This is a genomic window from Thiorhodococcus minor (genome assembly GCF_010820565.1).
Classification (GTDB): domain Bacteria; phylum Pseudomonadota; class Gammaproteobacteria; order Chromatiales; family Chromatiaceae; genus Thiorhodococcus; species Thiorhodococcus minor.
In genome coordinates this window covers 1-26,022 of sequence record NZ_JAAIJQ010000033.1, presented here as the reverse complement: position 1 = coordinate 26,022, position 26,022 = coordinate 1, and the positions used below count along the sequence as shown (strand labels likewise).

Here is a 26,022-nt window from a genome sequence, read left to right as displayed (position 1 = left end):
TCTCGAAGCCCGACCTTAGCAGCCAATCGCGCCCGTCGCGCGACCTAAGCTTGGGGCAGCACCTTCTCCAGGCCCCAGATGTCGCGGTTGTACTCCTCGATCGTCCGGTCGGACGAGAAATGCCCGCTGTGCGCCGCGTTGAGGATGCTCATCCGCACCCAATGGTCCCGATCTTGGTAGGCGGCTGCGGCGCGCTCCTGGGCCTCGAGGTAGCTGCGGAAGTCCGCGGCGGTCATCCAGGGATCGTGCGGATTGCGGATCGATCCGATGACGGCGTCGAAGAGCCCGCCCTCGAACTGGTTGAAGTGGCCGGACTCGAGCAGATTCATCACATCCATCAGCGCCGGGTCGTTGGCGATGATGCCGTTGGGGTCATAGTGCTGACGACGTGACTCGACCCCGGCGGCGGTGAGACCGAAGAGGAAGAAATTCTCCTCGCCGACTTGATCGCGAATCTCGATGTTGGCCCCGTCGAGCGTCCCGATGGTCACCGCGCCGTTCATCATGAACTTCATGTTGCCCGTGCCCGAGGCCTCCTTGCCGGCCGTCGAGATCTGCTCGGACAGGTCCGTTCCGGGGGCGATGACCTCCATGAGCGAGACCCGATAGTCCGGGATGAAGGCGACACGCAGCAAGCCCTCGGTCGCCGGATCCTTGTTGACGACGGTCGCCACGTGATTGATCAGGCGGATGATCTGCTTGGCCATCACATAGCCGGGCGCGGCCTTGCCGCCGATCAGCACGCAGCGCGGCGTCCAATTCTCCGTGTCGCCGCGCTTGATGCGATTGTAGAGGTGGACGACGTGCAGGATGTTGAGCAGCTGGCGCTTGTATTCGTGGATGCGCTTCACCTGGACGTCGAAGAGCGCCTCGACCGGAAACTCGACCCGGCAGAGCTGACCGACAACATCGGCTAAGCGCTGCTTGCTGTCCTGTTTGATGGCATGCCAGCGCTTGCGGAAGCTCGCATCGTCCGCGTGGGGCGCCAGCTTGGACAGCTTATCCAGATGGTAGACCCAGTCCGTGCCGATGGTCTCGTCCAGGAGGTCGCGTAGTCCTGGGTTGCAGAGCGACAGCCAGCGGCGCGGCGTAACCCCATTGGTCTTGTTGTTGAACTTCTCCGGCCAAAGCTCGTGGAAATCACGGAAGAGTCCCTCCACCAGCAGCTCCGAGTGCAGCGCCGCCACACCGTTGACCGAATAGCTGCCGACGATTGCCAGGTAGGCCATGCGGACCTGAGGCTCGTAGCCCTCCTCGATGAGGGACATGCGCCGCTGACGGTCGTTGTCCCCCGGCCAGCGCAGCGAGACCTCGGCGAGGAAGCGGGCATTGATCTCGAAGATGATTTCGAGGATGCGCGGCAGCAACTGGCGGAACAGCCGCACCGGCCAACGCTCAAGGGCCTCGGGCAGCAGGGTGTGGTTGGTGTAGGCCATGGTGCTGGTCGTGATATCCCAGGCCTCGCCCCACTCCAGACCGTGATCGTCCATGAGCTGGCGCATCAGCTCGGCCACGGAGACCGCCGGATGGGTATCGTTGAGCTGGAAGCAGTTCAGCTCGGCGAAGCGGCTGAAATCCTTTCCATGCAGCCGCACCCAGTCCCGCAGCACGTCCTTGAGGCTGGCGCTGGCTAGGAAGAATTGCTGGCGCAGCCGCAGCTCCTTGCCGTTCTCGCTCGCATCATTGGGGTAGAGCACCATGGTGATGTGCTCGGCCGCGTTCTTCTGGGCGACGGACTCGGGATAGCTGCCCGCGTTGAACTCGTCCAAGTCGAACTCATCCGTGGCCGCCGCCTTCCACAGGCGCAACGTATTGACGGTGTCGTTGCGATAGCCAGGCACCGGAATATCGTAGGGGACAGCGAGAACGTCATGCGTATCGACCCAGCGCACGGCCAAGCGGCCAGCGTGATCCGTATAGCTCTCGGTGCGCCCGCCGAACTGAATCCGCTGCGTGAACTCCGGCCGCTCCAGCTCCCAGGGGTTGCCGTCGCGCAGCCAGTGATCCGGCTCTTCCACCTGCTCGCCCTTTTCGATCAGCTGGCGGAACATGCCGTACTCGTAGCGCAGGCCGTAGCCTCGCACGGGCAGCTGCAGGGTGGCACAGGAGTCCAGGAAGCAGGCCGCGAGCCGCCCCAGGCCGCCATTGCCGAGGCCGGGGTCCGGCTCGTTCGAGGCGATCTCTTCCAGCATCAGGCCGAGGTCGTAGAGCCCTTTCTCCACGGGACCGTCGACGTCCAGGTTGAGCATGGCGTTGGAGAGCGTCCGCCCCATCAGGAACTCGAGGGACAGGTAGTAGGTGCGTTTGCAGCGCTTGTCGTCATAGGCCTGGCGCGTGCGCTTCCAGCGCTCCATCAAGCGGTCGCGCAGGGTGATGGCCAAGGCCTTGTAGGGGTAGTAGGCCGACTGACAATCGCGGTCCCGCCCGAAGGTGTGGGCGTAGTAATGCTTGAAGTCCTGCGACAATCCCTCGGCGTCCATCGCCAGCGGTGGAAGATCGAAGACCTGATCGTTCGGGTGATTCTTGATGGGATTCGTCAGAGAAGACATGCGCCTGGGATTCCTTAAGCAGCTCGGAGTGGACGACAAAATCATACTCGCTTCGGCCCCGAGACAGGACCTTTGCGAAAGGGATCGGGCCGCGGCTCAGCGGCGGTTGGACGTCAGGCTCGGGAGGGGCGAGCGGCCCTGCTTGAAGTCGGCGCGCAGCCGCGCGAGCAAGCGCGCGCGCTCGGCATCGCCAGCCACCATGAGTGCCGCGAAGGCGGCCCGCCACTGGGCCATGTACTCACGGTCCTCCTGCAGGTTGGTATAGCTCATGACGGCGGAGCAATAATCCGTCGCCTTCAAATAGTCCTTGAATGGTGTTTCGCTGGGCGCAAGCAAGGGGGCGACGAGCTGACGCGCCCGGGCCGAGGCCTTGAGCTTGAGGTCGGCCATCTCAGTAATATACCGCGGTGACGCGCCAATGCGCACCGCTCAGCCGCAGCCGTAGCGTGACCGGGGTGCCATCGCCCCGCTCCATGCGGACCACGAAGCCGCCCGGGCTGTCGAAGAAGCCATAGGACAGCGCGGACAGAAATCCCAGCCCCGGGGCCGTGGCGGCGACTAGCTGGTCCTGGACCCAGCCCAGTGTCACCTGGGTCTCGAGCGCGTCCTTGCCATACTGGCGTATCCCCGTCTCGAGCCACTCGATGAAGGCGTCGGATAGTTCGCCGATCACGGTGTCGCGCTCCTTGTTCAGGCGCCGCGCGATCTCGTCGCGAACGGCGTCGACGTCCACCATGGCTGCAAGTGCCGCCCGGTCGTCATGCATCACGGCCAGATGCAGATTCCAGAGGGCGACATAAGGCCAGACGATGAAGGCCAGAAGCATGACGGCCAGAACAGCCGTCATGCTCAGCGTCGGAATCCGTGACCTACGCCAGACACGGCCGGCGAGCGCGCGTCCGCGTCCGGACAGCCCATGGGAAGCGAGCCTCATGGCGCGAACGCCCTCATGCACTGGCCGCCTGCGCTTGCTCGATGGCCTCGCTCACCTCGAGCCAGTCGGACTCCACCGCCTCGAGCTCGGCATTGACCTGCCTCTGCTCCGACAGCAGCGTCAGCAGCCTTTCCTTGGCCTCGGGCTCGTAGAGGCCGGGCGCCGTCAATGCCTGCTCCAGGCTCGCCCGTCGCTCGCTCAGCGCAGCGAGTCGCCGATCCAGCTCCTGCTCGCGCCGCTTCAGCGGCTGCAGCGCCTTGCGCGCCTCGGCCGCCTGTCTGCGCAGCGCCTTGCGATCGACGACCTCGCGCTGGGTCTCAGCGTCCGCCGCAGTTGCCGCGTCTGGGTCGGTGCGCGCGAGCCAAGCGGGATAATCGTCGAGATCCCCGTCGAAAGGCTCCACCGCGCCGTCATGGACCAGCAGCAGGGTATCGCTCGTGACCCTGAGGAGGTGGCGGTCGTGCGAGACCAGCACCAGGGCACCCTCGAAACCTTGGAGCGCCTCACTCAGGGCATGGCGCATCTCCAGGTCGAGGTGGTTGGTCGGCTCGTCGAGCAGGAGCAGACTGGGCTTCTGGCGGATGATGAGTGCGAGCACGAGCCGCGCCTTCTCACCGCCAGAAAGCGGCGCCACCGGCTCCAGGGCGCGATCGCCGACGAAGCCGAAGCCCCCGAGATAGCTGCGCAGCGCCTGCTCGCTCGCATCTGGATCCAGGCGCCGCAGGTGCGCGAGCGGCGTGTCGTCCGGGCGCAGCTGGTCGACCTGATGCTGCGCGAAGTAGCCGACTCTCAGGTCTTGCGCGCGCTCGCAACGGCCGGCCTGCAGATCGAGCTCGCCCGCCAGCACCTTGATGAAGGTCGACTTGCCGGCGCCGTTGCGCCCGAGCAGACCGATGCGATCGCCGGGATTCAGGCTCAGGCCGACCCCCTTGAGAATGGGGACCTCGGCATAGCCCGCGGCGGCCTCATCGAGACGCAGCAGGGGGCGCGGCAGATGCTCGGCCGAGTCGAAGCTGAAGCGGAAGGGCGAGTCGATGTGCGCGGGCGCGATCAGCTCCATGCGCTCCAATGCCTTGAGACGGCTCTGCGCCTGACGCGCCTTGGTCGCCTTGGCGCGAAAGCGCTCGACGAAGCTGTGCATGTGGGCAATCTCGCGCTGCTGGCGCACGTAAGCGGCCTGCTGCTGCGCCAGCCGCTCGGCGCGCTGGCGCTCGAAGGCGGAATAGCTGCCCTGATAGAGCGTCAGGCGCTGGCGCTCCAGATGCAGAATGTGACTGGCCACGGCGTCGAGGAAGTCGCGGTCGTGCGAGATGAGGATGAGCGTCCCGGGATAGGCCTTGAGCCAGCCCTCGAGCCAGATGACCGCATCCAGATCCAGGTGGTTGGTCGGCTCGTCCAGCAGCAGCAGGTCGGACCGGCACATAAGGGTGCGCGCCAAGGCGAGGCGCATACGCCAGCCTCCCGAGTAGCTATTGACCGGCCGCGCCTCGTCGCCCGGTTTGAACCCTAGGCCGTGCAGCAGCTTGGCGGCACGACTCTGAGCGCCATAGCCGTCGATGTTCTCGTAGCGCCCGAGCAGCTCGGCGTGACGCAGTCCGTCGCCAGCGGCATCCGCCTGCGCCAGCTCCGCCTCGATCTGACGCAGCTCGCGGTCGCCATCGAGGACGAAGTCCATCGCCGAGCGCTGCGTGTCCGGCGTATGCTGGGCGACATGGGCCAGCTCCCAGGACTGAGGGATTTGCACCTCGCCCGTATCGGCGTGCAGCTCTCCGAGCAGCACGGCAAGCAGGCTCGACTTTCCACATCCGTTGGCCCCGACCAGACCAACCCTCTGTCCCGGATAGATGGTGAGTGAGGCCCCTTCGAGCAGCAGGTTGGGCCCGCGTCTGAGGCTCAGGTCTTGAAGTTGCAGCATGTCGATTGATCGGAAAAATGGGGCCGGCGGCGTCGGATCCGGCGTTGCGCGCCGACCTAGGGCGTGGGCGAGCCACGATCCAGGCGACGATAGCCGATGGCCTCGCTGAGATGAACCCTTTGGATCGCCTCGGCGCCCTGGAGATCGGCGATGGTCCGTGCGACCTTGAGAATCCGGTGATAGGCGCGGACCGAGAGCCCGAGGCGCGCCAGCGCCTGCTCCATCAGATTCCGCCCGGCCGCGTCCAAGGCACAATCTCGATCGATCTCGCGCGGCGTCAGGGCGCTGTTGACCTTCTCGGCCCGCTCATGCTGGCACGCACGCGCCTGGATGACGCGCGCGCGGACCTGAGCTGAGCTCTCCGCAGCGGCAGCGGCCGGGGTCGCGAAATGCGCGGCCTCGATCCGGGGCACCTCCACATGCATGTCGATGCGATCCAGCAGCGGCCCGGAGATGCGCCCGCGATAGCGCGCGATCTGATCCGCCGTACAGCGGCAGCGTCCGCCGCTATCGCCCAGATAGCCGCACGGACAGGGATTCATGGCCGCGACCAGCTGGAACCGCGCAGGGAAGCGCGCCTGGCGCGCCGCCCGTGAGATGTGGATCTCGCCGGATTCGAGCGGCTCGCGCAGCACCTCGAGCACCTTGCGATCGAACTCCGGAAGCTCGTCGAGAAAGAGCACCCCATTGCTCGCCAAGGAGATCTCCCCCGGCATGGGATTGCTGCCTCCGCCGACCAAGGCGACGCCGGAGGCCGTGTGGTGCGGGGCGCGAAAGGGTCGCGTGCGCCAGCGCGCAGGGTCGAATGCTTCACGCCCGGAAACCGAGCGGATGGCCGCCGTTTCGATCGCCTCGGTCTCGCTCAAGGGCGGCAGGAGGCCGGGCAGTCGATTGGCGAGCATCGACTTGCCCGTCCCCGGAGGCCCCATGAGCAAGAGACTGTGCTGGCCGGCGGCGGCAACCTCCAAGGCGCGCTTCGCCTGCTCTTGACCGCGCACATCGGCCAGATCGGGATAGTCGGACACCGGCTCGGCGGGCCGCTCGGGGGCATGGTCAGGCAATGCGGTGGTCCCGCTCAGGTGCTCGCAGACCTCCATGAGGTGCCCCGCCGCACGCACCACCAAGCCGGAGACCAAGGCGGCCTCGTCGGCATTCTCCTTCGGCAGGATGAGCTCGCGGCCAGCCTCACGGGCCGCGAGGGCGATCGGCAGCACACCCTGGATTGGCCTCAATTGACCCGAGAGCGCGAGCTCTCCGATCAGCTCGCAGCCATCGAGCCTGTTCGCAGGCACCTGACCCGAGGCACCGAGGATGCCCACCGCGATCGGAAGATCGAAACGCCCGCCGTCCTTGGGCAGATCCGCGGGTGCCAGATTGATGGTCACCCGGCCGTCCGGAAAACGGAAGCGTCCGTTCAGCAGGGCACCGCGCACCCGGTCCTTGCTCTCTTTGACCGCCATCTCGGGGAGGCCGACGATCGAGAGCGCCGGCAAACCGCCGGAGAGGTGGACCTCGACAGTTACCGCCGGGGCATGGATGCCGACGCGCGCCCGGCTATGGAGGACACAGAGAGCCACACCTGGGCTGCAGGTCTAGTCCGCCGTCGCGCGCCCCGCATCCAGCGCCCGCTCCAGCTCCCCGACCTGAGCCTCCAAGGCGGCGAGCTTTTCGCGCGTGCGCGCAAGCACCGCGGACTGGACGTCGAATTCTTCCCGCGTCACCAGATCGAGCCGGGACAGCCCGGCCTCCAGCGAGGCCCGGACGTTCTTGTTGATGTCTTCCTGCAACACCTGAATCCCCTTCGGCATGGCCGAGGAAAGTCGCTGCACCAGGTCATCGAAGTGTTTTGGATCGAGCATAGGATACCTCTGCAAAGGGGGCGGACTCATTCTTGGGCCGCGGATTCTGACCGCCGCGGCCTCGGGCGCAATGCCCGCTCCGAGGGCCAAGCCGGAGACCCCGCTTGGGACGCTGTCAGCGGTCCATTATAGGGCGTCGTGACCGAGGCCGTCTGCGCGGCGGGCCGCACCAAAATGGCGCAGCCGTTCGCGACGAACGGTCGCCGCGCATCAAATCAGTGCAAACTTATGTGGCGACTTTCGCACATGAGACCGAAAAACGTCGCGATCCTCGCCTATGCGCTTTACTGGCATGTTACGTGCTGAAAGCGGCGATACGTCACCCCGGGCCGCCGGCTGAATTCCGGGCGCCGGCCTTGGCCCCAAAGAAACTCCCTGACATGTCCGGAACCTAACGAGGAATCGAGCAATGAAAGCACAACGCATCAGCGCCATCCTGGCCGCCGGCGCCTTTTCAATGGGTGCGGGCGCATGGCAGACCGCGGCCGCCGAAGGACCGCACTCGGTCAGTGCCAACATCGGCGTCGTCAGCAACTACATCTGGCGCGGCCAGACTCAGACCGACAACCAGCCCGCTGTTCAGGGTGGCTTGGACTATGCCCACGAGAGCGGCTTCTCGGCCGGCACCTGGCTCTCGAACGTCAACTTCGGCGACGACACCAACTACGAGTGGGACATCTACGCAGGCTTCGGCGGGGCCATCAACGACGACCTCAGCTATGACCTCAGCGTGGTCTACTATGCCTACCCGGACGGCCGCGACACCGACTTCGCGGAGATCGGCGCCAGCGCGAGCTACAGGTGGCTGACCGCCGGCATCGCCTACACCGTCTACGGCCAGGCCAACGACGCTCCCGGCGTGGTCGACGACGAGGCCCTCTTCATCGAAGGCGACTTCTATTACTACGCCTCTCTCGACTTCGCCCTGCCCTACGAGCTCGGCTTGGGCATCCACGGCGGCTATTACGACTTCGACTACAACGACGGCGGCAACGACTACGGCCACGTCGGCGCTTCCATCAGCCGCGAGGCAGGCGAGTTCGGCACCTTCAGCCTGAACTATGACCAGGTCCTGCGCGACACCTACGACGAAGATCCCAAGCTCTGGATCGGTTGGAACAAAGAATTCTGATCGAGCGCCCTTCGCGACTTGAGACCCACCGACCGGGGAGCCAGCGCTTCCCCGGTCAATACAGGAGCTAAACCGCAATGAAATTAGTTGCAGCCGTCATCAAACCTTTCAAGCTCGACGACGTGCGCGAGGCCCTCGGGGACATCGGCGTCTCCGGTATCACGGTCATCGAGGTCAAGGGGTTCGGTCGCCAGAAGGGCCACACCGAGCTCTATCGCGGCGCCGAGTACGTCGTGGACTTCCTGCCCAAGATCAAGGTCGAGATCGCCGTCGATGACGACATGGTCGAAAAGGTCATCGAGGCCATCAGCTCGGCCGCCCGCACCGGCAAGATCGGCGACGGCAAGATCTTCGTCTTCGACCTCAACCAGGTCATTCGCATCCGCACCGGTGAGACCGGCGCCGATGCGCTCTGATTCAGCCCGGGAGAAGTAACGGTGAAATCCATCCGCACTCTAAACCTGTTGAAACCGCTGCTCGCGGTTTCGCTGCTCGGCCTGCCGGTGCTCGCCTCGGCGCAAGAGGACGCGCTCAACTCCGGCGACACGGCCTGGATGCTGACCGCGACTGCCCTGGTGCTCTTCATGACCATCCCCGGCCTGTCGCTCTTCTACGCCGGCCTGGTCCGCTCCAAGAACGTCCTCTCCGTGCTTATGCAGTGCTTTGCCATCACCTGCATGATGAGCATCCTCTGGGCCGTCTACGCCTACAGCTTCGCCTTCACCGACGGCGGCGCCATGAATGACTGGATCGGAGGGGTCGAGAAGCTCTTCCTGTCCGGCGTCACCGTCGATGCCATGTCCGGGACCATCCCGGAGACCGTCTTCATGACCTTCCAGATGACCTTCGCCGTCATCACCCCCGCCCTCATGGTCGGCGCCTTCGCCGAGCGCATGAAGTTCTCCGCCATGCTGATCTTCATGGCGCTGTGGGTCACCCTGGTTTATGCCCCCATCGCCCACTGGGTCTGGGGCGGCGGCTGGATCGGCGAGATGGGCGCGCTGGACTTCGCCGGCGGCACCGTGGTGCACATCAATGCGGGTGTCGCCGCGCTCATGGCGGCCTTGGTCCTCGGCAAGCGTAAGGGCTACCCGACCACCGCCATGCCTCCGCACAACCTTGGCCTGACAGTGATGGGCGCATCCATGCTGTGGGTCGGCTGGTTCGGCTTCAACGCCGGCTCTGAGCTTGCCGCCGACGGCACGGCAGGTATGGCCATGGCCGTCACCCAGCTCGCGACCGCCGCGGCGGCCCTGACCTGGATGTTCGCGGAGTGGATCAACCACGGCAAGCCGTCCGTTCTAGGCATCGCCACGGGCGCGGTCGCCGGCCTGGTCGCCATCACCCCGGCCTCTGGCACGGCAGGCCCCATGGGCGCCATCGCCATCGGCTTCGCTGGCGCGCTCTTCGCCTTCATCGCCTCGACCAAGGTCAAGCATTGGCTCGGCTATGACGACTCCCTGGACGTCTGGGGCGTGCATGGCATTGCCGGCATCGTCGGCGCCATCCTGACCGGCGTGTTCGCCGACGCCAGCCTCGGCGGCGCCGGACTCGCCGAGGGGATGACTATCGCGAGTCAGGTCTGGATCCAGTTCCTGTCCGTGATCGCGACCCTCGTCTACGGCGGTGTCGTCAGCCTCCTCATCCTGCTGATCCTCAAGGCCACCATCGGCCTGCGCGTCACCGAGGAGCAGGAGACCGAAGGTCTGGACATCTCCCAGCACGACGAGCGCGGCTACATCCTCTAAGGCCCGCACGGCGGCCGGCCTCCCCCGGCCGCCATCTTCCTGTCCCCGGGCCGCGGCCGCGGCCCACGAATCCCATACGGAGGCGACATTCGTGGAAGCCACCACGCAGCTCACCTATGCGCTCGACACCTTCTACTTCCTCATGACGGGCGCACTCGTCATGTGGATGGCGGCGGGCTTCGCCATGCTCGAGGCCGGACTGGTCCGGGCCAAGAACACCGCCGAGATCCTCACCAAGAACATCGCGCTCTTCTCCGTGGCCTGCATCATGTACATGATCGTCGGCTACGGCATCATGTACCCGGCCGGCGGCAACGGCTTCGTCCCAGACATCTCCTTCGCCTTCATGTTCGGCGGCGATCACAGCGAGTCCAAAATCGTGGAGGAAGGCCTCAACCACGCCCTGATGTCGGACTTCTTCTTCCAGGTCGTCTTCGTCGCGACGGCCATGTCCATCGTCTCCGGCGCCGTCGCGGAGCGCATGAAGCTCTGGTCCTTCCTGCTCTTCGCCGTCGTCCTGACGGCCTTCATCTATCCGGTGCAGGGCTACTGGAAATGGGGCGGCGGCTGGCTGCAGGAGCTCGGCTTCAATGACTTCGCCGGATCCGGCGTCGTTCACCTCTGCGGCGCCACCGCCGCCTTGGCGGGCGTGCTGCTGCTCGGTCCGCGCAAGGGCAAGTACGGCAAGGACGGCTCCATCAACGCCATTCCGGGCGCCAACCTGCCGCTGGCGACCCTGGGTACCTTCGTCCTCTGGCTCGGCTGGTTCGGCTTCAATGGCGGCTCGCAGCTCGCGCTGACCGGGCTCGAGAACACCAATGCCGTCGCGGCCATCTTCGTCAACACCAACATGGCGGCCGCGGGCGGCACCGTGCTCGGCCTCGTCACCGCACGCATGCTCTTCGGCAAGGCGGATCTGACCATGGCGCTGAACGGCGCACTGGCCGGCCTGGTCGCCATCACGGCCGAGCCCCTGACGCCATCTCCCGCAATGGCGACCCTGATCGGCGCCGTCGGCGGCGTGCTGGTGGTCTTCGCCATCGTGACGCTGGACAAGCTGCGCATCGACGACCCCGTCGGCGCCATCTCGGTACACGGCATCGTCGGCATGTGGGGCCTGATGGCCGTGCCCATCACCAATACGGATGCTGGGTTCGCACCTCAGGCCATCGGGCTCGGGGCCATCCTCGGCTGGGTGTTCGTGACGTCCTTCGTCGTCTGGCTCCTCCTGAGACTGACGGTGGGCATCCGCGTCGGCGAGGAAGAGGAGTACGAAGGCGTCGACATCGGCGAGTGCGGACTCGAGGCCTATCCGGAGTTCGTGGGCTCGCGCGGGGCGATCTAGGCGATCGCGTCGAGAGCTCCGCATGCATCACTGACTGACTGACGCGCCCAAGAGCGCCAACCGGGCGAGCGGTGGCTCAGGCTCACCGCTCCCCGCCCTGATTCATGCTTTGCATCTTGTGAATCGATTGGGGGCCCCATGAGGCCCCCTTTTTTGTGCGCGCAGGAAAAGCGCCGAGGGCCAGCGACGGCCCGCATCGTCAGTCTGGAGACCCTGCGAGCCCGTGTCGAAAGAACTCCGGCTGGGCGAGCGCCGCACGATGGATCTCGACGTTGTAATACTGCGTCTCGAAGGCCTTGCGCTCCGCATCCTCGGCTCGAAAGCGCGCGAGGTCGGTCTCCTTGCCCGCCATGGTGGCGCTCCACCAGCCCGAGGGGTAGATGGCCTGCGGGAAGAACAGCGTGCGCGATGCCGCGAAGCCGGCGGCACGCATCGCGCCATGCATGTCGTTGAGGATCTGCATGTGATAGAGCGGCGATTCGCTCTGTTGGACTAGGATCCCCCCGGCATCCAAGGCGCGCCAGCAATCGGCGTAGAAATCCTTGGTGAAGAGCCCTTCGGCTGGACCGACGGGGTCCGTGCTGTCGACGATGATGAGGTCCAGACTCCCGGCCTCGGCCTGCTGGATCCAGCGAATGCCGTCCTCGAAGCGCAGCTGGGCGCGCGCGTCTGAGTTGGAGCTGGTCAGCTCGGGAAAGTAGCGCTCGGCAAGCCTGGTCACGGCCTCGTCGATATCGATCTGAGTCGCGGACTCGACACTCGCATGCTTGAGCACCTCCTTCAGGGTGCCGCAATCGCCGCCGCCGATGATGCAGACACGCTTGGGCGCCTGATGAGTGAAGAGCGCCGGATGCGACATCATCTCGTGGTAGAGAAAATTGTCGCGGGTCGACAGCATGGTGCAGCCGTCGATCACCATGAGATTCCCGAAGCCCTCGGTCGCATAGACCTCGATCAGCTGATAGGGGGTCTGCTCCTCATGGAGCTTCTCGCGGAGACGCAGCGAGAATGCGCTGCCGGCATCGCCGGCGATCTCGGTGAACCAGTGACGGGGCTCAAGCATGGCGGCTGTCCGTGACGAAGATGGGCCGCCATTATGGGAAAGGCGGCGCACCGCCACAAGTCAGCGGCGGGCGCGATCGAGAGGGGGTTATTGAGGCGGACGATCGTCCAGGTTCGCGGGACAAAGCACCTCGCGCATGATGCCGATCAGATCCAAGAGCTGCCCGTTGCGGATCCGATAGTAGATGCGATTGGCCTCCTTGCGCGCGACCACGATGTTCTTGTTCCGCAGCTGCTCGAGATGCTGCGAGATGTTGCTTTGCGAAGTGCCCGTGCGCTCGACGATCTCGCCGACGGAGAGCTCGGTATCGCCCAGCGAGCAGAGAATCTTCCAGCGCAACGGATGCGCCATCGCCTTGAGGGCGTTGGCGGTCAGCGCCGTATCCTCCGCCCCCAAAGACTCAGGGTTTGCTGGCTCGGCCATCATACATCCTCCTAATTGACCTCACGCGCGGCCCGATGCCTTGTCGGGTCCGCCTCTTTTTCGACTCGGACGTACCCTGTCATGTTCTTGGCGATGCAGATGATGTCGCTGATATGGCCGGCGCTGTCTTTCACCGCCGTTCGCGAGAAGAGGATCGGCACCCGGCGCCCGTCGCTCGCGATGAAGCGCGCCTCGATCTTGCTGAGCGCCCCAGTGCGAATCAAGGCCTCAAGCCAAGTGCCCATGAAGGCTCCAGCCTCCGCATCGCCCTCTTCCTCGAAGACATCTCCGATCGACATGCCCGTCAGCTCCTCGGCGCTGTAGCCAAGCATCTGACGCGCCGCCGGATTGGTCAGCTTGATGGTGCCATCCGGCTCCAGCACCAACAGGGCCTCGCCCATGTAGGTGAGTATGTTCTCGAGATATTGGCGTGCCTCGGCGAGCTCCAGGGTCCGCTCGGCCACCTTCTGCTCCAGGGTGCGATTGAGCTCTCGCTCCTTTTCGATCAGCCTGAAATAGGTGCTGATCTTGTTGATCAGCTGATTGTCCTCGATCGGCTTGAGCAGATAGTCGGCGGCCCCGACCGCGAAGCCCTGCTGCTGGAACTCCTCCGACTTGAAGGCCGCCGTGAGGAAGATGATGGGAATGTCGCGCGTGCGCTTGCGCATCTTGAGCAGCGACGCGGTCTGAAAGCCATCCATCTCCGGCATCTGCACATCGAGGATGATCAGATCCACGTCCGGATGCTGATGGGTGCAATCGATCGCCTCCTGCCCGGAATGTGCCTCGAGCACGGTGACGTCCATGTGCGCCTCGATCAGGGTGCGCAGGGTGAAGAGGTTGTGCGCGTGATCATCGACGATCAGGAGCTTGAACCCGGCATAGCGAGTCATGTCGTCTCCTCCTCTGGGCGATTGGCATCCACCTTGCTTAAGACTCCAGCACCCTCAGGATCCGAGGGCGACGACGGCGATTCCAGATCGACCGGCCGACTCAGGACGCGCGCAAGCAGGGCACTCAGCCTTTCCTGGTCGATCGGCTTGGAAAGATAGGCCAGGGCGCCGACGTCGAGGAAGACGTCGATCTGGCTCTCGCTGGCCGCGGGGCCGATCACGGCAACCGCCGGGTGGGGCTCCCGACTCTTCTCGCTCAAGGCCCGGATCGTATCACAGGTCATTTCGGTGGACACCTGAGCCGCCAGGAGCACCAGCTCGCAGCCCTCGCCCTCCTCGGCCAGGGTCTCCAAAGCCTCATCGAGATCCGCCGCGGTCTGCACCCGCAGCCCGAGCGCGCTCAGATCCGAGGTCAGCGCAACCAGCGTCTTGACGTCACGCTCGATGATCAGGACCCAGGTGGAATCCGCTTCGATGCGCGTCTCGACGGGCGATTCCGTCACGATCCTCTCCGCAGCCTGGTCCGCCCCGACGACGTCGCCCGCGCTCGGCTCCGCCTCGGCCTGCCGCGCCGTCTGCGTGATGTCGGCGGAAAGCGGCAGGAGCAGTGAGAAGCGCGCGCCCGCCCCCGGTGCGCTCTCGACCTCGATGGAGCCGCCCAGCAGACCGGCCAGCTCACGACTGATCGAGAGACCGAGCCCGGTTCCGCCATATCTGCGACGCGTGGACCCGTCCGCCTGCTGAAAGGCCTCGAAGATGATCTCCTGCTTGTCGGCGGGGATGCCGATGCCCGTGTCGGAGACGCTCAGCACGATCGGATAGCGCTTGTCGTCGCGCGCGGCGACGCCGATGTGGACCTGACCGCGCTCGGTGAACTTGATGGCGTTGGCGAGGAAATTCTTGAGGATCTGGCGCAGCTTGTCCCGATCGCTGAAGATCCGGCCCCTGGCCTGAGGGCTGACGCTGAGGCTGAGCTCGACCGGCTTGTCCGTCAGCATGGGCAAGAACAGCTCCATCAGCTCCTCGAGCATGGGCTTGAGCTCGACCCACTCCAGCGACAGGCTGACGTGACCCGCCTCGATCCTCGAGATGTCGAGGATGTTGTCGATCATGGTCCTGAGATCCCGCCCCGCCTCGTGAATCACCTGGGCCTGGCGCCGCTGCGCTGGCGTCAGGCCGCTGCTCTCGCCCCCCAACATCTTCGAGAGCAGCAGGATGGAGTTGAGCGGCGTGCGTAGCTCATGGCTGACGTTGGCGAGGAACTCCGACTTGTAGCGGTTCGATTTCTCCAGCTCGCGCGTATGCGCGCGCGCCGTGCGCAGGTGCTCCGCATGCGTCTCCGCGAGCGCGGTCAGCTGCTCGCCGAGCTCGCGGATCTCGCGCGGACCGCCCCAGCTGAAACGCAGCGGTCGGCCATCGCGCAGGATCTGACCGATCCCGCCGGTCAGCTCCTGACCGAAGTGCTCCAGCCGCGCGGCGATCCAGCGCGCCAGCACCATCACGAAGAGCACCAGCAGAAAAATGATGGAGAGCACCCGGACGATGAGCGCGTCGCGGAAGGCGTCGATAGGCGAGGGATCGACCGGCCGGCCGACCCAGAGCGGCAAGCCGTCCTCGGTGAGAAACATCGGCACCCAGAGCATTTGGCGCCCTTGACTTCCCTTCCAGAGCGCGAGCTTCCCCTCGGCGAAGATCTCCTCGAGGCCGGGAAAGGCCTCGAAGGCCTCGGGCTCGCCGCTCGCCGGCTCCCCTGGCCGGAGATAGCTCCCGTCGTGATTGACCCAGAGGGTATTGCGGTAGAAATCGGCCAGACCGCCCACGTCGATGGTCAGCACCACGACACCCTTGGCATGGCCGTCCTGATCGCCGCCGATCTGACTCGCCAGATCCAAGGTCATGAGCTGACGCGGATCCTCGGCGCCCGCGCCACGGTCGACCCGGATCCGGCTCACCATGACGGTCTTGGGCTGACTCTCGAGGCCGACCGCGAGGAAACGCCGATCAGGAAGCTGCGGGGGCCGAGCCGTGGGGCGCCACTCCTGGCTGACCGGGTCGCGCGCCAGCCAGAAGCGCTCCTGACCGCCCTGATCGACGAAGAGGATCTGAATGACATCGCGCTGGTCGGCGAGGATCTGGTTGATCCATGCGGTATAACGGGCACGGGCCACGTCGATCTGATCCGCGTCGCCACGCTCGCCCAGGATGAGTCCCGGCTCCGGCAGCTTGGAGAGCAGCCGAATCATCTCATGGCGGCTCGCCAGGTGCTGATCCAGGTCGCGGAAATCGGCGCGGAGATTCTGCAGATATGCCCGCTGGTAGAACATCGAGGTGCGATCAAGCACCAAGGGCAGATTGATCACCGCCGCCAGAATCAGCGGCATGAGTCCGAAGACCAGCAGGAAGACGAGGATGTAGGCGCGCAGCTTCAAGCGTGAGAGCGCAGGGGCGAGGTGCGGCTAGAGCGCGCGGACCAGCTGCAGGACCTGCGCGGCATGGCCCTTCGGCTTGACGCCATAGAGGGCGTAACGGATGACCCCCTCCCGATCCACGACGAAGGTCGAGCGCACGATCCCCATCCGCCTCTCGCCATGCGCCTCTTTTTCGCGCCACACATCATAAGCCTCGCACACCTCGCCGTCCGTGTCGGAGAGCAGATGGAAGCTCAGTCCCAGCTTGTCACGGAAGGCGCCGTGGCTGCTGCAGCTGTCGCGGCTGATGCCGATGATCTCGGTATCGGCCGCGTCGAACTCGCCTTGCAGGTCCGTGAAGTCGAGCGCCTCCATGGTACAGCCCGGCGTGTCGTCCTTTGGATAGAAATAGACCACAGTGTTGTGGTGACCGATCAGCTCCGCGAAATCGACCCGCTCCATGTCGGCGTTCGGCAGAGAGAAGACAGGGGCGCGATCGCCAGCTTGCAGCATTGCTGATTGCTCCGGTGGTCTGAATCGGAGACCCGAATTTAGGGACCCCCAGCGCGAGCGTCAACTCTGCGGGGCGCGGCAGTCGCATCCTTGTCCCAGCACTGACTGGGCAGGCGCACGCTCGCGATGGTGCCGCCCCCTCGCCGACGCCCCAGACGGAGCTCGATCTGGTTCGCCAGCGCCAGCTGATGGGCCACCGCCAGACCCAGCCCAGTGCCGCCGGTCGCGCGATTGCGCGAGCCCTCGAGCCGATAGTAAGGCCGGAGCACGGCCTCCAGCTCGCCCTCCGGAATGCCCGAGCCACGGTCGAGCACGAAGATCACCGGCCGACTGGATTGGCAGTCCAGATAGACCTCGACGAGGTCCCGACTATACCTCAGGGAGTTCTCCAAGAGGTTACCGACGATCCGCCTTACGGCGAGGGCATCCACCCGGCAGTGGCATCTCGGACCGCCTTCCGAGATCACACGGGGCTGACCGACGATGAGCTCTTCGACCAGGATGCGAAGATCGACGACCTCGCGCCGTCCGGCGCCGAGGTTCTTGCCAAGCTCCACGGCTTGCGTGATGAGCGCGCCCATTTCGTCGATGTCACGCTCCAGGCGGGCCACCAGATCCGGCGACGTGCCCTGGGGAAGCATGGCGACCGCAAGCCGCAGGCGAGTGAGCGGTGTTCTCAGGTCGTGCGAGATGCCAGCCAGCAGCATGGTGCGGTTCGCCAGCAGCTCGCGAATCTGGCGGCTGGTCTCGTTGAACTGCCGGGCCAGATTCGCCAGCTCGCGCGGCCCGGTCTCCGACAGCTGATTGGGAGAGAAGCCGAGCGCAACCTGCTCCGCCGCCTCGGCGAGACGCCGCAGCGGACGCGACACACGCCCCGCCAAAATGACCGTGGTCACGATGATGAGAAAGACAGCCACCAAGACGACGACCGCGAGGCCCTGCAACGGCCGTGTGCCGATGCGGCTGCGCGGAAAGCCTGTCCAGAGCGTTTCCTCGCCAACCCCAATGGCGGCCCAAAACCAGCGCTCGCCGTTGGCGACGCTGGTGACGATCTCGACCCTGTGCGCCAGACGCTGCGAAAGGGCCTCTTCGACGCGCTTGAGATAAGGGAAGAAATAGCGCCGGGAATCCGCCAGAGGCCGCTCCTCGGCAAGGCGAATCTGGTATTCCGTCGCGAGCCGGTTCCTGTATTCGTCGCGCAGGTCGGGCGGCAGCTGGGTCAAGGTGCGCGCCGAGAGGACCATGATGCTGGCCAGGTCGGACGCGGAGCGATGCGCCACCGGGATCAGGGCATAGAACACGAGGGCCGAGGAGGTGACCAGAGCGAAGGCGCCGAAGGTGACGATCAGCGTCAGGAGCGCACGGCCGAACAGCGTCGCCGGAACGAGACGCCGCAGCAGCCTCATGAATCTCCTGCCGGCGTGAACATGTACCCCTTGCCCCAAATGGTGCGGATGAATCTGGGATGCTTGGTCTCGGGCTCGATCTTGGCGCGAAGCCGGGCGATCTGCACATCCACGCTGCGGTCGAACGGCGAGCGCTCGTAGCCTTTGAGCAGATCGAGCAGTCGGTCGCGGTCGAGAACGCGATCCGGATGCTCGGCGAGGACGCGGAGCAGATCGAGCTCGCCGCTGGTCAAGCCGACCAGCTCGTCGCCGCGCCTCAGCTCGTGCTGTGCGAGATCCAGCTTGTAGGGGCCGAACCGAATGATGTCCTGCTCGCGCTCGTCGTCCTCCCGGGCCGGCTGACGGCGCCGCATCACCGCGCGGATACGCGCCAGTAGCTCGCGCGGATTGAAAGGCTTGGGGAGATAGTCGTCCGCGCCGACCTCCAGGCCGACGATACGGTCCACCTCGTCGCCACGAGCTGAGAGCATGATGATGGGGACGTCCGTCTTGGCGCGCAGCCGGCGCGCAAGCGTCAGCCCGTCGTCGCCGGGCAGCATGAGATCGAGGATGACGAGATCGGTCTCGTTCTCCGCCATCCAGGCGTCCATGGCCTCCCCGTCCTCGGCGCCGGCCACCGCGAATCCCTCGCGCGCGAGATAGTCGCTCAACAGCGCCCGGAGCCCCGGGTCATCGTCCACGACGAGGATTCGCAACACTCGATCAAGCATAAGGACATCGCGCTCGGCCGTGTGGCCGGAATCTTAGAAACAATTTGTTACAACATTAGCAGATGCCGAAATACTCTGTTAACGGCTTGCGTGCAACATAGCCACAGACCCGCAAAGTAGAATGGCGGTTTACGTCGGTACCTCGCTTCACAGGCGTCCGTGCTCGAGGGTCAAGGAGATGCATTTCGACCAACGGAGAACGGAGACCTGCGCATGAGCTTCGATGCCCTCACCCTGCTGGGCCTGTCGTCCAGCGTCCTTTGCGGCGGTTTCCTGATCGCCCTGGTCAATCGCAACGAAAGCAAGAAGCGAACGATCATCCCTGAGTCAGCCCCCGAAGACGACGGCACCCCGAGCTAGGGTCCTCGCCCCTCAGTTTCCGAGCAGCAAGCCAACTGGGTCGCACGGCAGCCACACACCCTGCCGTCGCGGCTCTTTTTTGCGCGACTGGCCCTCCTTGCTCCAGTTTCAGAATAGGACGGCCGCACGCCCAGCTGCTGACGATAGCCGAGTATTCTGGGTAATCAGGTAAAGTTACATTACTTGAATTTATTAGTAACTGAAGTTTTGCCCTATTGGAGGGGGTTCCGCGCCTAGGCGGGGGGAGTTCTCGAGGGTTTTGCCCGTTTTCGCGCAAACCCCACCGGAACCCCAGGACCGCAAGTCGCTGCCGAGCCGGGCGTTCTCAGAACCGAAAAACTTCAGTTTTAGTAACTATTCAGCTTTCTCGGAACGCGCGCCTGAACCCATCGGACAAGGGTTTCAGTACGTAGTTGAGAAAGGTTCTCTCACCGGTAGTGATATAGACTTCGCCCTGCATCCCCGCGCGAAGATTATTCAACTGCTGGATTACATTAGGCGTTTCGACCAAGGTCAACCGGGCCGTAAAATATTCTTCGCCGGTTTTTTCATCTACCTCTGAATCCGCGGCAACATAATCTACTGTAGCGGGTATAGGATCGTTCAACTGGCGATTGAATGCCGTGATCACGACGTTCGCGTCCTGTCCGGTCTGAACGTAGTCGACATCCCGTAGCGCGATTCGTGCTTCGATCTTGTAGCCACCAACCGGTACGATTTCTGCGATCACTTCGCCCGGGCGGATGACACCACCGATGGTATTTACTGCGGACTTTGTCAATATACCGCCGGCTGATGCGCGGATATCGCTTTTTTCAACGGTGTTACCGGCCGCCGAGATCTGGTTTTTGACGCTATCCATCTCGCCGCGAGTTTCGGACAGTTGACGACTGATCTCGCCACGCCGCCCGGCGATGGTCGCGGCCTTTCTGTCAAGTATTTCACTAACGCGAAATTCCAACTCGGTAATCTCGGTGTTCAGACGATCCAGCTCGCCACTCAAGCGTAAAAACAGTCGCTCAAGTTCATCGGCCTCGTTGCGCGCATAGTGACCCTCTTTCAGCAATGGCTGAATGCGCTTTATCTGTTTGGCAAGGTTTTTTCGTTCTTTGATAGTGTTGTTTTTCTGGCTTTTCAGACCCTTGAGCTGACCGCGTGCAGAACTCACTTGCTGGTCGAGCTCAGACAGTTCTTTGATCAATAACTCACGATTGTCATCAAATTCACTTTGCTGATCGGCCATGAGCTGATCGTACCTGATCTTATACAAGGATTCGGCAAGTCTTACCGATGTCATTTCGTCCGAATTATGAAAATGGCCAGGAAAACGAATGGATGCTTCGTCGGCATACTGCGCAACCAGACGTGCTTCGATGGCTTGCAGCAAGGCGTATCGACTTTGCAAGCGACCCAGTTCGGCTTGATCGATAATGGGGTCCAACGTCACGATCGGGGCTCCGGGCTCGACAACTTGGCCATCGACCGCGTGAATTTCAATCACCGTCCCCCCGGTGGGGTGTTGTACAGTTTTACTTTTACCAACCGGAATGACCGACCCCATTGCGATCACGGCCGAAGACAGCGGAAATAAAACAGCCCAAAGCCCGAAAATTGTTATAAAGGCGCCAACTGTCAGCAGTCCCACTCTAGTGATGCTGGCTGTTTCAACCGCGACGGTATCCGCCCAATGATGAACCACTGATGGTTTCGTCATGTTTTAAAACTTCCTGCCACGTACTGGCGCATCGTTTTGCGTAGCCGTACAGAGTCCCCCCTTGACCGCAACCACCCGGCCTGGCCAGGATGAGCCTATCTTCGCCGCCCGATGAGACCGCGCCCCTGACCGATGCATCTGAGCGACCACAGCCTCAGTCAGCTTGATGAAGCCAACGTCCAGGCCTTGGACGATGATGGGTTGCGTGGCCTGTCGCTGCGGCTGTTGGACGGCCTGAAAGAAGCGCGCAAACGGTTGCATCGGAATCCGGCCAAGAGTTCTAGTCCGCCCAGCAGTCGTGCGCCCTGGGAGCGCCCGTGGGCGGGGGAGGCGAAGGCGCCGGACGGGGCGGAGGGCGACACGACCACCCTGGCTCGGGACGACGAAACGACCACGCCCCCGGAAGATCCGCCCGACCCCCCTGAAGACGCACGCGCCAGCGCGCGCGTCGAGCGAGAAACCCAAGCGCAAAGCCGGCAAGCAACCTGGCGCGCCCGGCTTCGGGCGCACCCAGGTCCTGCGGGCCCAGGAGACGCGGCACCATCATCCCAGCGCCTTCGAGGCCTGCGCCGAGGCGCTGCCGGCCGGCGCGCCCCGTGTCGCCTATGCCGGCTTTCAGTCGGTCGATCTGGTGTGGGGCGATCCCGAGCAACCGGGCCTGCACCTGCAGGTCACCGATCATCGTCTCGATGAAACCACCTGCGCCTGCGGTCATCACAGGCGCGCACGCCCCGGCGAAGGGCGGGTCGAAGATCCAACTTTAGCGCCGGCGACCTTAAGCGATGGCGTCTGGTCGGGCCGGGGCTCGCGACCCGCATCGTCGCCCTGCATCTGCGCTTTCGCCTATCGCGACGGCGGATGCGGGAGTTTCTCCACGACTGGCTGGCATTGAGCCTGAGCGTCGGCACCCTGGATCGCACCCTGCGCGAGGCCGCCGCCGCGGCGGCACCGTTGGAGAAAGACCTGATCGAGGCGGTGGTGGACAGAGACCTGCTGCACGCCGATGAGACCTCCTGGCCGCAAGGCGCCGAGTTGCTGTGGCTGTGGGTCTTCACCAGTGCCACCGTCACCCTGTTCGTGGTCGGCAAGCGCGGGCGTGAGGTCCTCGATCGCCTCCTGGCGGGCTTCACCGGCTGGCTGATGAGCGACGGCTGGCAGGTCTATCGCCATCTGCCCCAGCGCCTGCGCTGCTGGGCGCACCTCACGCGCAAGGCGCAGGGGTTGATCGACAGCTACGATCGCGAGGCCCAAGCCTTCGGGCATCAGGTCCAAAACGCCTTCGACACCCTGATTGGCGTCATCCATGCCGCGCGTGACGGCCCGCCGGTCGATTTGCCCTCCCTCCATGCCGCGTTGCTCGACGATCTGCATGCCGCCTGCGTGCGCCTGCTCGGGCACCGCCACGCCAAGACGCGCGCCTTGGCCGTCGAGCTCTGGAACGACTGGGAGGCGATCTTTCGCGTGCTGGACAATCCCCAGTGGCCGATCACCAATAACGAAGCCGAGCGGGCGCTGCGCCATTGGGTGATCGCGCGACGCCTCATGATGGGCACGCGCTGCGAGGCCGGGTCGCGCACCTTCACCGTGTCGGCCAGCGTGATCGAAACCTGTCCTAAACGCGGCCATGTGCCTTGGCCCTATCTGGCCGGTGTGATCGCTGAGCGCCGCGCCGGTCGCGAGGCGGCTCCGCTGCCAGGTCTATGAACGGCTGCCGTTTTGCCTCTATTCGACGACTTGTCGGCATGGTCCGGTTGCGCTTTCTGCAATTGCCTTGGTTTCAAAATTCGACCGCTTGAGTTTTTCCCTCCTGTTGGCTTACTTTCGCCTGGGGACAGCATTTTGTTTGCGGAAGCATAGCGTGGATTCCTGTACTTTTGCGCGGTGATCTTGCCGTTCGCCATCACAATCAAACGGTCGGCGACATGGGTAATAGATTTACGCTGAGAAATAATGAGTATGGCAACGCCTCGTTTTTTGGCGGCTTTCAAGGATGCCATCAGGATTTTATCTCCGGTCGCATCCAAGTGCGCGTTGGGCTCGTCCAAGATCAGAACTTTCGGCTCGGTATAAAAGGCTCGCGCCAAGGCTATGCGTTGTCTTTGACCACCTGATAGCGGGGTTTTGTCCGGACCGAGCATCGTGTTGTAGCCGTCAGGCAAATGACCAATCAGTTCATGAACGCCGGCCAATTTGGCCGCACGTACCAGCGCCTCATCGTCGGGCTGGATTTCCAGTCGGGCGATGTTCTCAGCGATTGTACCCGGGAACAGTAATATATCCTGAGGTACATACCCAATGGCCCGACCCCGCTGCCATTCCGGCCATTGGGCAATATCGAATGCATCGAGCTTTATGTAACCTGAGGTCGGTGCGATAGCACCGACGATCAAGCGTGAAACAGTGGATTTTCCGGCACCCGAAGCCCCCATCAATGCCAGTATCTGGCCTGGCTTGAGCTCGAAAGAGACATCGTCAACCACCGGCTTTCGCCCGGTATCGGCATTGGGATGAAACACCAAATTTTCGACGCTCAAGAATCCCTCGGGTGCCGGTAGCTCAACCAAGGTTGCTTTCTGGGATTTTGCGGTCGCCGTCTTTATGGAATTTCTGGCTTTGCGAAAACTGATCAGCCCGTCCCAGCCGCCAATCAGTTGCTCGATCGGCATCAGCGTCTTACCCAGCAGCATGCTGGCGGCAAACATCATGCCGCCGGACATATCGCCACCCAGAACCAGGCTCGCACCCCAAGCCATTACCAACACTTGCAACGCCTGACGAACAAATCGGCTCATGCCATAAAAAGCGGCGGCGCTCTTTGACGCCCGATCAGCGGCATTCAACGATGTGGCGGTCTTTCCACCCCAGCGTTGCATAATAGAAGGCAGCAACCCCATGGCACGGATGTCATCCGTACGCCGCATCACCGTCAGCGAAAACGAACTGGCCTCGCTGCTCGCGTCACCGGATTCGTCCCGGGCCTTTTTCGTCAGCGCGGAGTTGGACAACGCGATACCGACCATCATTGCGATACCGACCACGGCAACCAGCCCCAAGGTCATATGCAGCAGGAATAGAAACGCCAAAAAGATCGGAAAAAACGGTAGATCATGTATCGTGATGTACTGCCGACCACTCAAGAACGCACGAATGGTGTTGAGATCCTTGAGTACCTTGGTGGCATCGAGTGAGTTCGCACGATCATGCACCAGAAAATCAAAGATAGTGTCAGAATATTTAGCGATAAACCCATGTGCAATGCGGGTCGCCAGACGCGATCGGACAACCTCGCCAATGGCATAGAATAACAAGGCAACTACGGCGATTACGGTGATGTAGATTAAGGTATCGAAGCTTTGCGACACCAGCACGCGATCGTACATTTGCAAGAGATGTATGGCGGGTGCGAGCAACAGCAAATTAACGAAGAGTGAAAACAACAACAGTGGGCGTGACCACAAGGGCACTTGAAACCCCGAGTCGCCAATAGCCGGCATCGAGCTACCGTTGTTACTTGTTGTTGCCATAGTAGAAACCACAAACTGTATTGACAGCAAACCAGCTTAGCCTGCGCTGCAGGCCAACGATCCGGCGTTCTCAGTGCAAACACTCGAAGCATTCACAAACTCCGAGCGCAAAAACCAATAGACCCGCGATATAGACTATCGCGGGCCCACATCTTCTTTACCTCGCCCTACAACGAGGTATGCACCTACTAACCCAGATCATCCATACACGCTTCGGTCATCAGATCAAGATTAGCGGCCGCGACTGCCGGATCTGCAGCTATATCCAAGATATCTTCGGTCGTGGTGGCGAACCAGACATCTTCCGACATAATTTCCTCACCGTCGGTGGTACTGGCGGTCGAGCGCATCAAATCCCGCCCTTTGTCGTCCGACACGATCTCCATCTGCGTAGACACAGAAGCAATACCAGCTTCGGCGGCAGACTGGAGTTCACCGTCTTCCAAAACCGCATCGCCATCGTCGATCCACAGACCAATACCCTCAAGCTCGGCACCCGAAACAAGACCATCACCATTATCATCGTGCTGCGCGAGGTTCTCGTAACCGTTCGCGTACCGACCGGCGTCGTCACCGAATAGCGCAGAGCCGTCTATAGTGCCATCGGCGCCAATTTTGGACATATCGACCAGGAGACCATCCCCGGTGCACTCGATCCACTCGATCGTGTCCAGGTCGCCATCGGCATCGATGTCAAACTGTACCGTACGACCTAGATCGGCTTCGGGGTCCTTTAGGCGAGAGGAGGTTTCACCGGTGACATCGATTTTGCCATCACCATTGAGATCGAGCGCAACAGGAGAGACGCGATTGATCCAAGATTGATCGATGATCTGCACCATCTGGGATTGTTCCGCGATCGTAACGCAGTCGTCTCCCGACACGCTATTGATGTTGATCGAAAAATACTCGTTGTACTCAATGCCTGCGGTAGAGCTGTGGATTAAGTTGTCAGTCGTGATCTTTTCATTCCATGCGGACACCTGGAATGAATCAGACTTTGTTTGCCCAGCCTTGATCGTCAAACTGATGTACTGATCATCCCACATACCATTCATCGATGTCGAATAGTCCCAAGTCGCATAGGCTGGACCGACCATAGGACGATCTCCGTACCGAGCATCCGTGGCATTAGGCACCCTGCCGTAAACATACTGCGTACTCCACCAGGATACTACCGAATAGTACCCACCCCACATGATGTCTTGATTTTGAATACCGGAAGTGTACCCCGACTGGTAGTTCGCGCCCAAGTCGCGTATGTCGAGGAAGAATGTTGTATCCTCGGTTACGGCATTGTCAACTTGCACCTGGAAGGACTTCACTTGCCCCTCATACATTGAGGTGTCACCAACGATAGTTGCCAAACATGGAACCGGTGCTGCCACACCGGCGTCGTTGTTCGGCGTGTCTTGATCGGCAACCACATCAATGTCAGGAATGATCGAGACGCCATTGCCCTGGTCGATGGCATCGGAGTCGGTCTCATCCGGACCCACGTTCGGGTCGATCAACACCTTGCCCGA

General features: G+C 63.1%; 22 protein-coding genes. 6 read left to right on the top strand and 16 right to left on the bottom strand.

Going from position 1 to position 26,022, the window contains the following annotated elements; translation table 11 throughout:
* Nucleotides 1-44: 44 nt before the first annotated feature.
* The 6 genes from G3446_RS12530 to ubiK form a co-directional block, all read right to left on the bottom strand.
* The gene (locus G3446_RS12530) at nucleotides 45-2,549 is read right to left on the bottom strand and encodes a glycogen/starch/alpha-glucan phosphorylase (RefSeq protein WP_164453171.1); all 2,505 of its coding nucleotides are present in this window, start codon (nucleotides 2,547-2,549) and stop codon (nucleotides 45-47) included.
* Between the two features lie 96 nt (nucleotides 2,550-2,645).
* Nucleotides 2,646-2,939 carry a hypothetical protein gene (locus G3446_RS12525; RefSeq protein ID WP_164453170.1) on the bottom strand — a complete coding sequence of 98 codons (294 nt, stop codon included), beginning with the start codon at nucleotides 2,937-2,939 and terminating at the stop codon, nucleotides 2,646-2,648.
* 1 nt (nucleotide 2,940) lies between these two features.
* On the bottom strand, nucleotides 2,941-3,396 hold the full coding sequence (locus tag G3446_RS12520; protein WP_164453169.1) for a DUF2939 domain-containing protein: 456 nt from the start codon (nucleotides 3,394-3,396) through the stop codon (nucleotides 2,941-2,943).
* 100 nt (nucleotides 3,397-3,496) lie between these two features.
* A complete protein-coding gene (locus G3446_RS12515) occupies nucleotides 3,497-5,398 on the bottom strand; it encodes an ATP-binding cassette domain-containing protein (RefSeq protein WP_164453168.1) in 1,902 nt (633 codons plus the stop codon).
* A gap of 56 nt (nucleotides 5,399-5,454) precedes the next feature.
* Nucleotides 5,455-6,975: a YifB family Mg chelatase-like AAA ATPase gene (locus G3446_RS12510; RefSeq protein WP_164453167.1), complete on the bottom strand. Its 1,521-nt coding sequence runs from the start codon at nucleotides 6,973-6,975 to the stop codon at nucleotides 5,455-5,457.
* A gap of 15 nt (nucleotides 6,976-6,990) precedes the next feature.
* Nucleotides 6,991-7,257 carry a ubiquinone biosynthesis accessory factor UbiK gene (gene ubiK, locus G3446_RS12505; protein WP_164453166.1) on the bottom strand — a complete coding sequence of 89 codons (267 nt, stop codon included), beginning with the start codon at nucleotides 7,255-7,257 and terminating at the stop codon, nucleotides 6,991-6,993.
* Between the two features lie 409 nt (nucleotides 7,258-7,666).
* Here ubiK and G3446_RS12500 point away from each other — a divergent pair, with 409 nt between their 5' ends.
* The 4 genes from G3446_RS12500 (at nucleotide 7,667) to G3446_RS12485 (ending at nucleotide 11,482) form a co-directional block, all read left to right on the top strand.
* Nucleotides 7,667-8,389, top strand: a complete 723-nt coding sequence (locus tag G3446_RS12500) for a TorF family putative porin (protein ID WP_164453165.1) — start codon at nucleotides 7,667-7,669, stop codon at nucleotides 8,387-8,389.
* A 77-nt stretch (nucleotides 8,390-8,466) separates the two neighbouring features.
* Nucleotides 8,467-8,805 (top strand): P-II family nitrogen regulator, encoded by a 339-nt coding sequence (locus G3446_RS12495; protein WP_164453164.1) that lies wholly within the window; start codon nucleotides 8,467-8,469, stop codon nucleotides 8,803-8,805.
* Between the two features lie 21 nt (nucleotides 8,806-8,826).
* Entirely contained in the window at nucleotides 8,827-10,137 is a 1,311-nt protein-coding gene (locus tag G3446_RS12490) for an ammonium transporter (RefSeq protein WP_342450107.1), read from the top strand.
* A gap of 142 nt (nucleotides 10,138-10,279) precedes the next feature.
* On the top strand, nucleotides 10,280-11,482 hold the full coding sequence (locus G3446_RS12485) for an ammonium transporter (protein WP_209262388.1): 1,203 nt from the start codon (nucleotides 10,280-10,282) through the stop codon (nucleotides 11,480-11,482).
* Nucleotides 11,483-11,681: 199 nt separating this feature from the next.
* Here G3446_RS12485 and speE read toward each other — a convergent pair whose 3' ends face one another.
* From speE to G3446_RS12450, 7 genes are all read right to left on the bottom strand, one after another.
* Nucleotides 11,682-12,545, bottom strand: coding sequence for a polyamine aminopropyltransferase (gene speE / locus G3446_RS12480; RefSeq protein ID WP_164453162.1), 864 nt, complete (start codon nucleotides 12,543-12,545; stop codon nucleotides 11,682-11,684).
* An 87-nt stretch (nucleotides 12,546-12,632) separates the two neighbouring features.
* A complete protein-coding gene (locus G3446_RS12475) occupies nucleotides 12,633-12,968 on the bottom strand; it encodes an ArsR/SmtB family transcription factor (protein ID WP_164453161.1) in 336 nt (111 codons plus the stop codon).
* A gap of 11 nt (nucleotides 12,969-12,979) precedes the next feature.
* Nucleotides 12,980-13,861: an ATP-binding response regulator gene (locus G3446_RS12470; protein WP_164453160.1), complete on the bottom strand. Its 882-nt coding sequence runs from the start codon at nucleotides 13,859-13,861 to the stop codon at nucleotides 12,980-12,982.
* Nucleotides 13,858-16,290, bottom strand: coding sequence for an ATP-binding response regulator (locus tag G3446_RS12465; protein WP_164453159.1), 2,433 nt, complete (start codon nucleotides 16,288-16,290; stop codon nucleotides 13,858-13,860). Before G3446_RS12465 ends, G3446_RS12470 begins: the two co-directional genes overlap by 4 nt.
* 27 nt (nucleotides 16,291-16,317) lie before the next feature.
* Nucleotides 16,318-16,782 (bottom strand): peroxiredoxin, encoded by a 465-nt coding sequence (locus tag G3446_RS12460; RefSeq protein WP_164453158.1) that lies wholly within the window; start codon nucleotides 16,780-16,782, stop codon nucleotides 16,318-16,320.
* 38 nt (nucleotides 16,783-16,820) lie between these two features.
* Nucleotides 16,821-18,188 carry an ATP-binding protein gene (locus tag G3446_RS12455; protein ID WP_164453157.1) on the bottom strand — a complete coding sequence of 456 codons (1,368 nt, stop codon included), beginning with the start codon at nucleotides 18,186-18,188 and terminating at the stop codon, nucleotides 16,821-16,823.
* Nucleotides 18,185-18,898: a response regulator gene (locus tag G3446_RS12450; RefSeq protein ID WP_164453156.1), complete on the bottom strand. Its 714-nt coding sequence runs from the start codon at nucleotides 18,896-18,898 to the stop codon at nucleotides 18,185-18,187. Before G3446_RS12450 ends, G3446_RS12455 begins: the two co-directional genes overlap by 4 nt.
* A gap of 213 nt (nucleotides 18,899-19,111) precedes the next feature.
* Between G3446_RS12450 and G3446_RS27470 the strand changes: the two genes are divergently transcribed.
* Nucleotides 19,112-19,258, top strand: coding sequence for a hypothetical protein (locus G3446_RS27470; protein ID WP_167757080.1), 147 nt, complete (start codon nucleotides 19,112-19,114; stop codon nucleotides 19,256-19,258).
* A gap of 358 nt (nucleotides 19,259-19,616) precedes the next feature.
* Here the strand turns inward: G3446_RS27470 and G3446_RS12445 are convergent, their stop codons facing one another.
* Nucleotides 19,617-20,972, bottom strand: a complete 1,356-nt coding sequence (locus G3446_RS12445) for an HlyD family type I secretion periplasmic adaptor subunit (protein WP_164453155.1) — start codon at nucleotides 20,970-20,972, stop codon at nucleotides 19,617-19,619.
* 699 nt (nucleotides 20,973-21,671) lie between these two features.
* Here G3446_RS12445 and tnpC point away from each other — a divergent pair.
* Nucleotides 21,672-22,676, top strand: coding sequence for an IS66 family transposase (gene tnpC / locus G3446_RS12440; protein WP_209262387.1), 1,005 nt, complete (start codon nucleotides 21,672-21,674; stop codon nucleotides 22,674-22,676).
* On the opposite strand, the gene G3446_RS12435 is transcribed toward tnpC, so the two are convergent.
* Nucleotides 22,610-24,496 carry a type I secretion system permease/ATPase gene (locus G3446_RS12435; RefSeq protein WP_164453154.1) on the bottom strand — a complete coding sequence of 629 codons (1,887 nt, stop codon included), beginning with the start codon at nucleotides 24,494-24,496 and terminating at the stop codon, nucleotides 22,610-22,612. The genes tnpC and G3446_RS12435 overlap by 67 nt on opposite strands.
* A gap of 188 nt (nucleotides 24,497-24,684) precedes the next feature.
* A partial coding sequence (locus G3446_RS12430; protein WP_425338397.1) for a hypothetical protein occupies nucleotides 24,685-26,022 on the bottom strand: 1,338 nt, incomplete at its 5' end.